Genomic DNA, 14,560 nt, shown 5'->3' with positions numbered 1-14,560 from the left:
CCCTTCACCGCCCTGTCGTATTTACTGCTTTATTTTAAGAATAGCATCCCGGGCCAGCTTGTCACAATATTCATTCAGCTCATCCCCTGCATGTCCTTTAACTTTTTCTATTTTCACATTGTTAATCTGCATCAAACGGATAAGCTCCTGCCATAAATCCTGATTGGCAACCGGCTCTTTTTTGCTGTTTTTCCATCCGTTCTTCTGCCATTTTCCTATCCAGTTATCTTTAAAAGCGTTAACTATATATGCACTGTCGGTGTATACTGTAACATCCCAACCTTCGACTTTAAGGGCTTTTAATGCTTCAATCACCGCCGTCAACTCCATACGCTGATTGGTAGTTTCTTTGTCGGCTCCGCTTATTTCCTTTCTGTGTTCTCCACAAAGCAAAACAGCACCCCATCCGCCCGGACCGGGGTTGCCTGAGCATGCTCCATCTGTATATATTGTTACTTTCCCCATTATCTACTCCTTATCATGATGCGGATTTTTTCCCACAACCTCCACCGCTTCGGTCAAAGCTACCAATATAGCTGCTGAAAGGTCAACATCCATATACTGTGCTCGCACAAAAACTTCTCCTCTCTCAGTCGAAACATATCGCGGCTTCAGCTTGTTAAGGGCATAAGCAATCATATCCGCCCTGCATTTTTCACACTTGCAAATGTTTTCTTTACTGTTTAAAACCGTATCCAACTTATCCCATGCCATTTTTTCCACGATATTGACTACCTGCACATTTATCGTCCCCTTATATGTCAAAAATAGCCTTGAGTTCATTCAACCTGCGGATATGATAATCAATATGAGAAAGTTTTTCGTCAGCCTCAGGAGCAAGCCATATCGTAGTCATACCCGCATTTTTGGCTCCCCACATATCTGTTAAAACATCATCTCCTATATGGGCAACACAGCTGTTTTCCGCTTTAAGCTTATTTAAGGTAAAATTGAATATCTCTATATTAGGCTTGGCAAAACCTACTTCATCCGAAAAAACTAAATAATCAAAGTAATCAATTATCCCGTCTTTTTTCATGAGTTCGCGCAAATTCTTCCCCGGGGTTATACCTGTATTGCAGATTACTGCCAGTTTATATTTAGATTTAAGCCGAGGCAAAATTTCCTGAACATCATCATTTATAACCGGCGGAAAATCCAAAAGGGTTTCGGTATAAATATTATATGCTTTATCTTCCATGTCCGGCATAAGCTCAACGCCTATTTCATCCAAAATAATAGCAAGATGCCCGCGGGGAGTAATATCTATCCCTTCTTCCCGCTGCTTTTTGTTTGCCATATCCCAGGCTTTCATAAAAGCTCTTTTTACCTGCTTCCTTTCCACCTCAAAACCTATTTTTAAAAGATAATCCCAGAAAAGATTAATCCTCTTTCTCCCAGCTTCTTCATTTTCAGGCGGTTTATACAGAGTATTCCAGAAATCAAAAGTAATTGCTTTAAACAAAAAGTTCACCCCAAAAATTAAGTTTACTTAATAAATACAACACCAGGTTGGAAAATCCTGCTTCAACGGTGCAAACACCTGTAAACAGCCTAAAAACTTCAAGCATTTTCAAATAAAACCAAATAACATAAAAATTAAGAAGGGCAGTCAAATTGCTACCCTTCATCTTTTATGCTTTATGCCTCTTTTATCTTAAGATCAGTCTTTTCTGCCTGTTCCACATATGATTTTACATCACCGTCCAAAAGGGCCTGATTATCTTTCTGTCTTTCCTGATTTATCTGTTTTGCCCTGTCTTTATTCATCCGGGAATCGGTAGTATAAAACCCCGATCCTTTAAAAACTATACCGATATTTTTGCCTATAAGCCTTTCCACCTTCCCTCCACAGGTCGGACAGGTTTTTAAAGGATCTTCAGTAATGCGTTGTTTGATTTCAAATTTGCCGCAGTTTTCACATTTATAATCATAGACAGGCATCATGTTCACCTCATTTCGCTTAATAATTCCTAATATAATATTTATAAGCCAAAATATAAATTTGTCAATCAGAAGTTATATGCCGTTAAAAAGGCTCATATACAAAGCCAAAGCCATCACTCCATTCCATATCCCATGAGCCAAAGCAGACACCAAGATGCTTCCACTCTTTTCATATATATAGCACAGAACAATTCCTCCTATACTCAAAGGAACAGCACGCCATAAATCCCAGTGAGCCAACCCGAAAACCGTTCCGGCTAAAACCATTCCCAAAGCAGAACCGGTATATTTACGAAAAACAGGATATATCATACCCCTGAAAAAAAGCTCTTCTGACAAAGGGGCCATAACAGTTCCAGCCAGAAAAACCAACAAAAACTGGGGAAAACTCTTTACTGTCCTTATTATTTCCTCATAGGCCTGGGGATTTAAGTCAGGTTTAAGATAATTTACAAAAACACTTAATAAAAGAATAACTGCTATAAGAAATAAACCGCCTCCCAAGCCGTAAACCAAATAAGAAAAAAAGGAAACATTTTTAATACCAAGGTCGCTCAAGCTTGCTTTTCTTACTCCCAGAGCAAAAAATAAAATCAAAGAAACCGTGACAATGAACTGCAGGAAAAAGCTTAACATAAACAAGTTAATCTCATTGGCTTCCATCCCTTTTGAATACATAAATTTCATAATATCAGGCACAAAGTAGTTAAAAATGAGTCCAGTTGCCACTATTCCCACATAAACCAGGATTATATCCAACCATCCCCAGGTAATTTCCTTTTTGTAGGATGTCAAACCTACGACCCCTTTCACAGCATCATTTTTCATAATATTCCCCCAATGAATCAACAAACTGCCGGGCGGTCCTGCCTGAGAATCCATGGTGGCTTCTTTCCCATTCTATCGCTTTAGTTTCTAAAAGCTGGTCGGATATTTTTAGCCCTCTTTTTCTGGCCAGATTTTTAACTATATTAAGATAAATCTCCCGGTTCGGTTGAGGGATTGTAATAATAAGTCCAAAGCGGTCAGACAGAGACAACTTTTCTTCCATAGAATCAAAAAAATGCACCTCTTCAGAAGCTTTAGCCCGGTCGCTGAAATATTCTTTCACCAAATGGCGCCGGTTAGAAGTAGCGTAAATTAAAACATTAGGATTCTTTCCTTTAAGGGTTCCCTCTAAAACAGCTTTAAGCCCTTTGTATTCAGTTTCATAATCTTCAAAAGACAAATCATCAATATAGATTATAAATTTAAGGTTATACTTCCCAAGCTCGTCTACTACTTCAGGCAGTTCATTCAAATCTTCCCTTCTGACTTCTACCAGCCTCAGCTTAGTCCCACGGTATTTATCCAAAAGCGCTTTTATCATGGTAGATTTACCTGTCCCCCGCGGTCCATAGAGTAAAACATTGTTGGCAGGATAACCTTTTAAGAAAAATTCCGTATTCTGACATAGCCTTTTTATTTGGTAATCCAGTCCTAACAGATCATCTATATAACAGCGGTCGGGATTTTTTATTCCAGTAAGGCCTTTTCCTTTTTCCCAGGCTAAAGCTCGATAAACAGAAGCTATACCCCGCGAATTTTCAAAATAATAACGGGCAAGATGCGGCAAAATTTCTTCCCAATTTTCTTCCTTAAAAAATTCCGGATATTTAGCATCACGAGGTTCAGAAAAATCTGGATAAACTGATTCGGGATAAATTTTATTCCAAGGGAAATCATATATCTTCTTAAGCACAGCCAAATCCCGGGCTGTCGCTTTAATCAGGTCTTTATTTATCTTATGCCATGCTTTATGTTCAGCTGCCCGTGAAAAAGGGTTGTCATCATGAAGAATAAAATATAATAAAAAGTCTTTAAAAGTGGTCTCTTTTTCATAAAGCATGAAAATAAACTCGTGATAACTCTCGAAAGCGTCTAAAGAATCTTCTCCATACTTTAAAATATTATCTATGGTTTGCAGTCCCCTTATAACAACCGGTTCTTTTAAAAAATTACGATATATGCTTAAACCAGCCAGATCATATCTTATCTCGCGATACAAAGACTATTGCCCCCTTTAATCTTACGCTGTTTTCAAAAAAATCAAACTTAATAAAACCAGGAGCGAATGGGTAAAGAAGAATAAGGCGCTTATGCGTTCAACTGGCCATAAAAACAAGGACTTAAAAGGCAGTTTGCCCTGGAAAAAGTTTCTGAATCTCTTGGCCGTAAATAAAATATGCAAAAGTTCAAAACCGGCAAAAAAAGCAGTAAAAAAAAGTAGCAGAGGATTTTTAATCACTGTCCACGCAAGCAAAAAATAGATAAGCTCAAACACCACCGAAAATAAGAGCATAAGCCACAAATCAGTTCTCGCCTTAACCTTGCGCGCCAAAATCCATTCACCCAGGCTTTTTATAAGGCTTAGCTCAAACTCCTGCGGTTTACCTATGATTATCTTGTAAAAATAAAAACTGTACCCCAAAAATATAATAAAAGCAAAAATAACTAAAACCGAAGTCATCTCTTACCAACCTTTCCAAGTTTATGCACAAATAAAAACCAGTCATCAATATGACTGATTCTAAGATAACAGAAATATAAATTTTTATCTATCCTACTTTTTGAGCATCAGCAAGATCTAAAGCCTGCTTTATACGACTTAAAACATATTCCCTGTCTTCGGTACGGTTTACATAGTCAAGGTCATCTGCCTGAATTATCAAAAGTCTGCTCTCACCAAAATTCGAATAATTTTCTTCATAAAATTTATTCAAGGTATCCCAGTATTCATATTCTACTTCCAACTCATCAGGCCTTCCACGCTTTCTTATCCTGCGCACTGCTTCATCCGTGCTGACCCTCAGATAAACCAGAAGCTGAGGAGGAGTTACATAATCCAGAAGAACATTCAAAAGATTATTATATACTGCATATTCTTCCGGATTTAGGTACCCATACTCTAAATACATGCGGGCAAAAATCTTGTCTGAGTAAATAGAGCGATCCATCACCACTCCTCCTATTTTCATAGCCTGCCTGTACTGCTTAAAACGGTTGGTAAGAAAATTAGTCTGCATAGGAAACGCCCATTTTGCCCGATCATGAAAAAATTTATGCAGAAGCATATTTTCATCTTCAAACATCTCACTGAATGGCTTAAGGTTAAATTCCTCACTTAATATTTTAACTAAGCTGGACTTTCCCACCCCCGTTACTCCATCTACAACTATCTTAACTCTCTTATCGCCTTCCACCACTTGTTCTCCTTTCCCTGCAAAATTTGCTGTTTTTATAATTCGTGATTAATGCCTGAATTCCTACTTCTATTCTGAAATCCTTTCAAGTCTAAATTTTTTTGCTATTCTGTCCCCTCACTTTCCAATATTTGAACAGTGTTTCTTAGCCGGGTTTTAAGCCTAACTCTTCCCTTCCATAGGCTGGCTATATGTTTAACTGTATTATGAGCATATTCCAGATTAAGTTCGCGCCCATCCCATTCGTGTTCAAGCATAAGCGTATTATTTCTTCCTATCTCTGCAACCTTAATAACAGGTATGGTATTTACCCCGGTATTAGCAATCAAAGTCTCTCTTATTTTTTCAAAACCTTCCTCATCTGCAATTTCAGTAACTACATAATCCCGCCCGCTCTTTTTAAACTGAAAAAGATTAAGCTCCCTGCACAGCTCTTTATCAAAATATCGGCGCAAGAAAGATACATCCCTCTCTTCATTTCGCACTTCAAAAATAAAATCAGTTCCATTTTTCCGTGCCAATTTTTCAAATATTTTAAAGCCCAGATGATAAGGATTAATGCCTCCTTCTATCGCAGCAATCACCTGATTATGTCTCTTTAAAAACTCTAAATATAAATTATCAGGCAAATCCATACTGCTTAAAATCTGATAATGCCAGTAGCTGGCCCAGCCTTCGTTCATAATTTTGGTCTCCATCTGAGGCAAGAAATAAAGACTCTCTTCCCTCACCATCATGACTATATCCTTTTCCCAATCCTTTAAAGGAGCATGTTCATATATAAAAAGCAAAAGGTCATCTTCCGGCATCAAAGGAATTTTATTAAGATCAGGCATTTTCACATTATAACTGTCTTCCAGGAGGGGATGTTCACTCGGTTTAGGCATAAACTGATCTATAAGCCTGGCTTTTATTTCTTCTTTGCTTAAACGCTTTTCTCCCACAATCCTTACCGTCTGAAAACGTATAGAATGCACAGCATCAAGTATCCTCTCAACCTTAACATACCCTATGCTGGGATCAGCAATATAAGTTCTTATCTTATCCGCATGGGTTTTAAACATTTCTATGGTGTTTTCAGCTCTGGTGCCTGTTTTAAAAAGTCGGTTATTTTTAAAAAAATCATTATGCCCATACACATGAGCCATGGTAAGTATCTGTAGAAGCACGGTATTATCTTTCATAAGATACGCCAAGCAAGGATTAGAATTTATGACCATCTCATAAGGAAGTCCGGTCAGATTATAGCGATAGAAAGTTTTCTTCCGCTCATAAGCTTTGCCAAAACTCCAATGGGGATAACGGGCAGGCATGCCTGAATACGCCTCATACCCTATCATCTCCTCATATGAGCAAAGCTCAAACTCCTGAGGATAAAAATCAAGCCCTTTATCCCGGGCGATCTCCTCTATTTTTTGATTATATTTAATGAGGTCATCTATTATATAATCACACCCCACCTTATCACTCCTTCTCGGCGACCGTTAATATTTTTTTAAAGGCAGGCCATATGTCTTCCTTGCTGCTCAAAATAACACAAACAAAATTTGGAGCATTTATGACCTTCTTATATTCACTTAACATAGTACTGGCAGGACTCCAGGAAGAAACAATTTCACCATAGCCGAACAAATTACACACCTCAGCAAGCTCCTTAGCCTTTTCTACTGCTCTGGCTATATCTTCCGGCCAGTTATCACCATCACTGCAGTGAAACGCATATATATTCCAGATCTCTTTGTCATACCTCTCATTTATAATTTCCAAAGCCTTTTCATAGCCGCTGCTGATTATAGTCCCTCCTGATTCTCCCCTATGAAAAAAAGAATCTTCATCTACCTCTTTAGCCGTAGTAGTATGATTTATAAATACTAGATCCACATTGGCATAACGATAGCGGACAAACTGATAGAGCAGGAAAAAAAAGCTGCGCGCCATATACTTTTTACTTAGATACATGGAGCCTGAATTATCCATAATACATATAACAACAGCATTAGACTCCGGTCTTATGTCTTCTTTTACCCGTTGATAGCGCAGATCTTCCTCGCTAAAGGGGAATCTTTCTATTTCCTCATCCAATCCTAATTCCCTTAATGTCCTCTCTGCAGCTTTCTTCCGCTTTATCCTCTCCATCATAGACCTTTTTTTGTTAAGGCGCGGGGGAATCCCTTTTCTCTGTATCCCCCACCTCTTAGTGCTTTTTTCTGATTGAATATAGGAGAACTTCTTTTTTTCCATATACGGAAGATCTAAATCTTCAAACATATATTCAATCAATTCTTCCAAAGTGATTTCAGTTTCATAAATATCCTCACCCTCTATACTTCCTGCTCCATTCCCTGCCTGGGGAATCTCTCCCCCTCTATTTCCCGGAATTCTCTGACCTCTCTTTTCATCACCCTTGCCTGAGGCTACCCCCGGTCTGTTTTCTCCATAAACAAATCGGTATTCCTTTATTCCTCTTATTGGTATTTTAAATACCTTTTCCTTACTTTGCCCAATGATACTTTCTTCTGCCACTATACTGCCTATATTCCGCTTTATGGAATCTTCTACCAGCTCTCTGTGCCTCCTGCGATCCTCAGCGCTCCTGTCCCTTCCTTCACCTTCAAAATCCCGAAAGACAGCCATAAAACCACCCTCAGTCTCTCCACAAATTATTAGCTGCATACTTCAAAACTACATTACAGCAGTGATCACAATAACCGTTCCTTTTCATCTCTTCTACCATCGCATCATATTTGCGCTTTTGTTCCTCATCCCTAACTCTGGCACTGGTAATAACACGGGAAATTTCGCGCACCGAAGCAGTCAGTTTCTTTTCAATAGCCTCTCTTAAAGGTTCATAACTTTCATAATCAATTTTCTTTTTATTGCGCAAAAGGGAAAACATATAGGAAGTAACATCATGCCTGAAGCCTTTGGCCGCATTTCCTGTAAGTCCTATCTGAGCCTCGATAGATTCCATAAATTTTTCATCCGGTTCCAACTCTTCGCCAGTATTCTTGTCTTTGAGCTTAGTTTTATTTACAAAAGCTTCTGCATGATCTAAATAATTGTTAAATAAAGTTTCTGCCTGTTCACGATAACCATGAATAAAGGCTCTGGTGATCTCCTTTTCTAATATGCGGTGATACTCTTTCTTTATGGTATCCTTAAGATACCCCAAGAGCTTCTGTTTCTCATCATCCGGCATATCAGTCGCTTTAACCGATTTTATCAGGGATTCCATAACAATAATGGGATTTATGCAATTATGAGGAGATTCAGATAAGGCATTATCTATAGCCTTCATAATAAAGCGGGTAGATATACCTTTAAACCCTTCCTTGCCCGCTTCTTCTCTTAACTCCTGAATATCAATCCGCGGCTGAGCATCTTTTTGAACTATCTCTTCCCCATTGTAAATACGCATCTTAGTCATTATATCTACCTTGTTGGAAGGATTAAGGCGGCTTAAAATGGCAAACATTGAAGCCACTTCAATAGTATGAGGAGCAATATGAGCATCAAACTTGCTCTGTCTCAAAATTTTGCGATATATCTTTACTTCCTGGTCTAATTCCAGACAATAAGGAACCTCTATCTTTACTATGCGGTCTAAAATAGCTTCATTAGTGTTATCTGATTTAAATTTGTTCCATTCCGCTTCATTAGAGTGAGCCAGAATTATGCCATCAAAATAAATCATAGGTCCTTTTCCGGGAGAAGGTATTGATTTTTCCTGAGTAGCGGTAATTATGGTATGTAGATATTCAACATCATTTTTAAATATCTCAATAAACTCTACAATACCACGGTTACCAGCATTAAAGGCTCCATTAAGCGTTAAAACCCGCGGATCATCTTCCGGATACAAATCCATTTTAGATATGTCTACCGAACCAATAAGCACCGAGGTATCCTGATTATTAGGGTCAACCGGAGGCACAACCGCTATCCCTTTACGCGAACGGACAGAAAAATCAACCGTTACTACCCCGAATTTTTCATATTCCCCCTTATATTCATTAATCAGGCGATATCTGCATATCGGACATAAATCCCCTTCAATCTTTACCCCTAAAATCCTTTCAAATTCAGGCCTTAAGTGCTTGGGAAGCAGATGCAGAGGTTCTTCCCGCATAGGACATCCCTCTAAAGCATAAATAGGCGGGCTGTTTTCCAGGGCTCTTTTAAGGCTTTCCATAATAGAGGATTTTCCGGACCCTACCGGTCCCACCAGATACAATACCTGTCTCGATTCTTCACCCCGCATAGCCGCAGAATGAAAGTACCGGACTATCTCCATAATGGTTTTATCAATCCCAAAGAAATCGTCGGCAAAAAACCTATATCTTTTTATAATATCATGCCCGTAAATACGCCTTAAACGGGGGTCATCCTCCGTCTTTACGACTTCTGTCCCCGGTTCAGTAATGAGCCGGTACATCCTTTCATGAGCCAGCATCGCTACATCTTTGTTTTCTTTAACTATATTAAGATAATCCAGAAAAGTCCCTCTAAAACTCTCATGTTTTCTTCTTTCTCTGTCTTCTTTAATCAGGCGGTTAAAGTCATCAGACATCTAATTGTCCCCTCCCTTAAAAAAACTTTCCCCATTAAAAACTAAAGAAAGAGCTTCTAATGTTATATTTATATGCTCTTTTTACAAGATATTGATTTACAAACATTTACATCTTGTTTAAAAATTTACCAACCAAAAAAAATCAGCATAAAGCTTTATAAAGCTTTATGCTGATTTTACCGAAAAATATGTTTATTTTTAAATCAACTTTTTTCTAACTATCCCAAAATCTCATTCATTTCCTTGACCACTTCATGCAGGTCAGCGGTAAGGACATAGTCTGCCATAGTATTTATAGTCGCATTTTCATCTGTATTTACAGCTGCAATCACTTTAGCATCTCTTATACCTACGGTAAACTGAACCTGTCCGGATACCCCTAAAATAATGGCCAGTTCCGGCTTGCATATCTTTCCGGAAAGTCCTACTACGTGCTCTTCGGAAAACCATTTCTTATCGGTGGCTACCGGTTTGGAGCAGGCAACTTCCGCTCCAATTTTGGCAGCCAACTCCTCAATCATAGGAATGTCATCTTTGCTATTAAGACCCTGCCCTACTATTACTAATTTTTCAGCCGCAGCAATATCAACTGTATCAGCAGCTTTCGGCTTTACTTCCAGCACCTTCACCGTTGAAGCGGGAATAGTTATATCGATCTCGTTTATACTGCCTCCGCTTCCGGCAAATGGAGCAAAGCTGCGTGGAGATACAGCTATAACCTTTTTATCCCCGTTTATGTACTGGGTAGCTACAGTTGCCCCACCTAAAGCATTGCGCTGACATTCAATCTTATCTCCATTAACATTGATAGCTGAAACATCAGTTAAGCATCCGGCTCCTATCTTCTGGGCCAATCTCCCAGCCAATTCTTTTCCTCTACGGTTGGAAGATAGAAGAATAATGTCAGCATTAAGCTTTTCTGCCGCTTCCTTTAAAACTTCGGCAACCTGTCCTACATCAGCCAAGCTTATATCATCATTGCTTAATTTATAAACGTCAGCTCCGGCATCAGATAAAGCCTGCGCCTGTTCATCATTATTTATTACCAACACCTTAGCTGTTCCGCCGATAACCCCGGCTGCTGTCAAAATTTCCAATGCCAAATTAGTTCTATCGCTGAAAACTAAAATTCCTGCCATAAAAGCCACCCCCTCCTAAATCATGTTCTCACTTTTCAGTTTATCAACAAGTTCAGCTGTACTCTTGACTACTACGCGCTTGCGGTCGCTTTCGGGAGCCAAATTGCTTACCGTAGTAATGAGAGCATCCTTGTTTATTTCGTCCAGTTCATCTTCTTCCACTATTTCTTTCGGCTTCTTTCCTGCCTTTAAAATCTGTGTTACCGAAGGAATTCGCGCTTCATTTATGCCGGAAACCACAGTTATAACAGCCGGAAGAGAAACTTCCACCACTTCTTCCGCGTCTTCCAAAACCCTGGTTACCACCGCTTTATTCCCTTCTACCTTTACAGCTCCGGCATAACCTACCTGAGGCCATCCTAAAATTTCAGCTACCCTTGAGCCTACCTGCCCTGAGTAATTATCCCCGCTGCCTTCTCCAAAAAGAATAAGTCCTACATCTTCTATCTGTTTAATCCCTGCAGTTAAAACTTGAGCTATAACGCTGCTTTCAGCTCCGTTAAGATCATCGCCCAAAATAAGAAATGCTTCATCTGCTCCAGCAGCTAAAGCCTCTTTTATTGTATCCTCCAAATCTTCGTTGCCGGCGGAAAGAACAATCACCTTATCAGCCAGCCCATTTTCTTTTAAATTTACTCCGGCCTCCAGAGCATTTTTATCAATGCTTCCAAAAGTAAGAGGCACATCGTCAAAAACCGGCTGGCGGTTTTTAATCCTTATCTGCTGTAGGTCAGGAATTTGTTTCATAGCTACCACAACATTCATCTGCAAAACCTCCTTTGATATTTTTATCCAAACCTGAATTGAACCCCAGAGCCGCCATTGGGATATTTCCACTCTAAAACCTCCGTGCCACATGCTATGCGGCAGGTTCCACATTCCAGGCAGCCGTCAATGGTAAACTCTACCTCACCCTGTTCATTTAAGCTGTAAAGTCCGGCCGGACATACCAGAACCGCCCTCTTTAAGCGCGGGTCTTTTTCCATCCCCGGCTTTATATTGATATGTCTCTCTTTGTCTTCTTTAAAAACATTAAGTCCTAATTTGGCCTTTAAATTTAAGGTTTCGCTCATATTTTCATCACCTTCCGCATATCGCCTGCCATAGCCCAAAGCTGCTTAAAGCCCAGGTATCTCTTAACCGTTGGATAAAGTTTTTCTTTGGGTCCGGCCGGAACCGCATACAAGTCGCGCATAATATTGCCGACAAGTTCCGGGTAGTAATTAAAGAACCTGGGATTTTCCAGAACATGAGGAGCTTCTTTAAAGTTTATGAAATCTCTCATAACAAAACTTGACTTAAGCATATCTTCATATATCGAAAGGGTCTTTGCGCTAAAATCGCCTTTTTCTTTTGCCTTTATAACAGCTTTAGCCGCATAATAGCCTGAAGCTAAAGCATATTCCATTCCTCTTACCGTAACTCCTATATTCATTGCAAAACCGGCCGCATCTCCTGCAACTAAAATGCCATCACCATAAAGCCTGGTTAAAGCTTTATAGCCGCCTTCCGGGATAACATGAGCTGAATATTCAGCAGTCTGTCCTCCTTTTATAAGAGCTGCTATTTCCGGCCGATTTTTAAATTCTTCAAACATAACCGGAATTTCAATACCCTGTTTATTTTCCATAAGCTCTTTGATACTTACTACCAGTCCCAAACTTATACTCTCTTTGTTGGTATATAAAAAGCCTCCGCCGAACATGCCTTTGGTAACTTCCCCCATGAAAAGACGGGCAGCTCCTTCTCCATCGGCAAGGGCAAACCTGTCCTCAATAACTGCCGGGTCAAGTTCAATTACTTCCTTTACTCCTACTGCATAATCCTTAGGATTTCCAGGGCTGCGCAGTCCGGCTTTTTCAGCTGTTAAAGAAAGAACCCCGTCACAGGCAATAACAACATCTGCCTTAAGTTCTTCTCCGCCGGTAATAACCCCTGCTATCCTTCCATTTTCCCGTATTAAATCATCAACCTTGCTTTTAGTTACAATCATAGCTCCTTTGCGTTCTGCCTGTTTGGCAAACCAGCGGTCAAATTTGGCGCGCAAAATGCTGTAGCTCTGATAAGGCTCCTTTTTAAGCTCTTCCCCACTGTAACGGACGGTAATAGAGCGCTCCTTAGCCATAACCGTTACTTCTTCATGGGCTATAAATCTTTCGAATGGTGCCTTTTTCCAAAGGTCAGGATACATATCCCGCACCGGATTTACATAAATGCGACCTCCGGTAACATTTTTAGCCCCGGAATAATCGCCTCTTTCTAAAAGCAAGACCTCCAATCCTTCGCTGGCCAAAGTATATGCTGCTCCTAAACCTGCAAGTCCTCCTCCGACTATTATGGCATCAAACCTTTCTTCCATCCCTACCACCTCACCTTTACCGGAAGATATATTTAAAAGGGGGGAGGAAAACCCCCCTTATGCAGTCTTATTTACTTCCAATAATAACTCCCGCTACTATTTCTTTTTGCATATCAGATACGCCTTCAATCTGAAGACCCATTATGGCATCTCTCCACAAACGCTCTACTTTGTAATCCTTCATCAGGCCATATGATCCGTGAACATTAACTGCCAATCTGGAAATGTCGACAATCTGAGCACAGATAAAATCTTTAGTTAAAGCTGCTTCCTTTGCAAACTGAGCCGGGTTCTTAACATTGTCAGCCAAATAGCCCAATCGATAAGTCAGCCATCTGCATGCTTCCACCCTCTCAGCTATTTCAGCCAAAGCAAGCCTTATTCCCTGGAACTTGGTAATAGGCTGATCCCGGTGCATTTTTTCTTTAGCATACTTGAAGGCTTCACGACAGGCAGCTTCCGCTCCGCCTAACGCACAGGCACTTACTCCTACCTTGCCAAAGGATATGGCAAACTGCAGTATGGCATATCCCATTCCCGGTCCGCCTAATAAGTTTTCTGCCGGAACCTTTACATCCTTAAGATATACATCTAAAAGAGGTCCGCCATGCATTCCTAGCTTTTCCCACGGCTCAGATATAGAGTATCCTTCACACCACTTTTCAACTATAAAACCGCTTACCTTGCCGGTTTCCTCTTCTTTGGCAAATACGACAATCGGCCCCGGATAGCCGGCATTGGAAATAAACCTCTTGGTGCCGTTTATGATGTAATAATCTCCCTCTTTTCTGGCAGTTGTTGCAATCTGTTTCGGGTCAGAACCAGTTCCAGGTTCAGTAAATGCAAAAGAAGCTACTTCTTCCCCGCGGCAAGGTTTAAACATATATTTCTTCTTCTGTTCTTCAGTTCCAAACTTATCAATAGCTCCAAGTCCTAAAGTATGAGCAGACAAAATCATCCCTACTCCGGATGATGCCGCAGCTATCTGTTCCATAGCCAGAACATAGCAGAGATAACCTGCTCCAGCACCGCCATATTCTTCATCAAACGGAATACCAAAAAGGTCAAGCTCTCCTAATCCTCTTATTATTTCATCCGGAACTTTATTTTCTTCATCAATCTGTTTGGCAACAGGTTCAATAAATTTTTCTGCATATTCGGCAGCTGCCTTCTGAATGAGCTGTTCCTCTTTACTTAATGAAAAATCCATAATTTAATTCCTCCCCACCTTATTTTTTCAACATTACGTTTTAAAATATTTTATTCTTGTAATAATTTTATAACGAAAATATAATGTATGTAA

16 protein-coding genes are annotated in these 14,560 nt (G+C 39.8%); all 16 read right to left on the bottom strand.

Annotated features, from left to right (window positions below; all coding sequences use genetic code 11):
- Nucleotides 1–21: 21 nt before the first annotated feature.
- Nucleotides 22–465 (bottom strand): ribonuclease HI, encoded by a 444-nt coding sequence (rnhA, locus tag H0Z36_RS01005; RefSeq protein ID WP_296863032.1) that lies wholly within the window; start codon nt 463–465, stop codon nt 22–24.
- Between the two features lie 3 nt (nt 466–468).
- On the bottom strand, nt 469–741 hold the full coding sequence (locus tag H0Z36_RS01000) for a late competence development ComFB family protein (RefSeq protein WP_296863030.1): 273 nt from the start codon (nt 739–741) through the stop codon (nt 469–471).
- Between the two features lie 13 nt (nt 742–754).
- A complete protein-coding gene (locus H0Z36_RS00995; RefSeq protein WP_296863028.1) occupies nt 755–1,465 on the bottom strand; it encodes an HAD family hydrolase in 711 nt (236 codons plus the stop codon).
- A 176-nt stretch (nt 1,466–1,641) separates the two neighbouring features.
- Entirely contained in the window at nt 1,642–1,947 is a 306-nt protein-coding gene (locus tag H0Z36_RS00990) for an FmdB family zinc ribbon protein (protein WP_296863026.1), read from the bottom strand.
- Nucleotides 1,948–2,019: 72 nt separating this feature from the next.
- Entirely contained in the window at nt 2,020–2,775 is a 756-nt protein-coding gene (locus H0Z36_RS00985) for a type II CAAX endopeptidase family protein (protein WP_296863024.1), read from the bottom strand.
- Nucleotides 2,765–3,994: an ATP-binding protein gene (locus tag H0Z36_RS00980; protein WP_296863023.1), complete on the bottom strand. Its 1,230-nt coding sequence runs from the start codon at nt 3,992–3,994 to the stop codon at nt 2,765–2,767. Before H0Z36_RS00980 ends, H0Z36_RS00985 begins: the two co-directional genes overlap by 11 nt.
- Before the next feature lie 21 nt (nt 3,995–4,015).
- The gene (locus H0Z36_RS00975) at nt 4,016–4,456 is read right to left on the bottom strand and encodes a hypothetical protein (RefSeq protein WP_296863021.1); all 441 of its coding nucleotides are present in this window, start codon (nt 4,454–4,456) and stop codon (nt 4,016–4,018) included.
- An 88-nt stretch (nt 4,457–4,544) separates the two neighbouring features.
- The gene (locus H0Z36_RS00970; protein ID WP_296863019.1) at nt 4,545–5,189 is read right to left on the bottom strand and encodes a deoxynucleoside kinase; all 645 of its coding nucleotides are present in this window, start codon (nt 5,187–5,189) and stop codon (nt 4,545–4,547) included.
- 104 nt (nt 5,190–5,293) lie between these two features.
- A complete protein-coding gene (locus H0Z36_RS00965) occupies nt 5,294–6,649 on the bottom strand; it encodes a SpoVR family protein (RefSeq protein ID WP_296863017.1) in 1,356 nt (451 codons plus the stop codon).
- A gap of 4 nt (nt 6,650–6,653) precedes the next feature.
- Nucleotides 6,654–7,823, bottom strand: a complete 1,170-nt coding sequence (gene yhbH, locus H0Z36_RS00960) for a sporulation protein YhbH (RefSeq protein WP_296863016.1) — start codon at nt 7,821–7,823, stop codon at nt 6,654–6,656.
- A gap of 10 nt (nt 7,824–7,833) precedes the next feature.
- Nucleotides 7,834–9,759, bottom strand: coding sequence for a PrkA family serine protein kinase (locus H0Z36_RS00955; protein ID WP_296863014.1), 1,926 nt, complete (start codon nt 9,757–9,759; stop codon nt 7,834–7,836).
- Nucleotides 9,760–9,977: 218 nt separating this feature from the next.
- Nucleotides 9,978–10,898: an electron transfer flavoprotein subunit alpha/FixB family protein gene (locus H0Z36_RS00950; protein ID WP_296863012.1), complete on the bottom strand. Its 921-nt coding sequence runs from the start codon at nt 10,896–10,898 to the stop codon at nt 9,978–9,980.
- Between the two features lie 15 nt (nt 10,899–10,913).
- Nucleotides 10,914–11,663, bottom strand: a complete 750-nt coding sequence (locus H0Z36_RS00945) for an electron transfer flavoprotein subunit beta/FixA family protein (protein ID WP_296863009.1) — start codon at nt 11,661–11,663, stop codon at nt 10,914–10,916.
- Nucleotides 11,664–11,686: 23 nt separating this feature from the next.
- Nucleotides 11,687–11,971, bottom strand: coding sequence for a 4Fe-4S dicluster domain-containing protein (locus H0Z36_RS00940; protein WP_296863007.1), 285 nt, complete (start codon nt 11,969–11,971; stop codon nt 11,687–11,689).
- Nucleotides 11,968–13,257 (bottom strand): FAD-dependent oxidoreductase, encoded by a 1,290-nt coding sequence (locus H0Z36_RS00935; protein ID WP_296863005.1) that lies wholly within the window; start codon nt 13,255–13,257, stop codon nt 11,968–11,970. Before H0Z36_RS00935 ends, H0Z36_RS00940 begins: the two co-directional genes overlap by 4 nt.
- A 67-nt stretch (nt 13,258–13,324) precedes the next feature.
- Nucleotides 13,325–14,467 (bottom strand): acyl-CoA dehydrogenase family protein, encoded by a 1,143-nt coding sequence (locus H0Z36_RS00930; protein WP_296863003.1) that lies wholly within the window; start codon nt 14,465–14,467, stop codon nt 13,325–13,327.
- Nucleotides 14,468–14,560 lie beyond the last annotated feature (93 nt).

Origin of the sequence: Thermosyntropha sp., from assembly GCF_017656155.1 — a bacterium.
Classification (GTDB): Bacteria; Bacillota; Syntrophomonadia; order Syntrophomonadales; family Syntrophomonadaceae; genus Thermosyntropha.
This window is presented reverse-complemented; position numbering and strand designations above follow the sequence as displayed.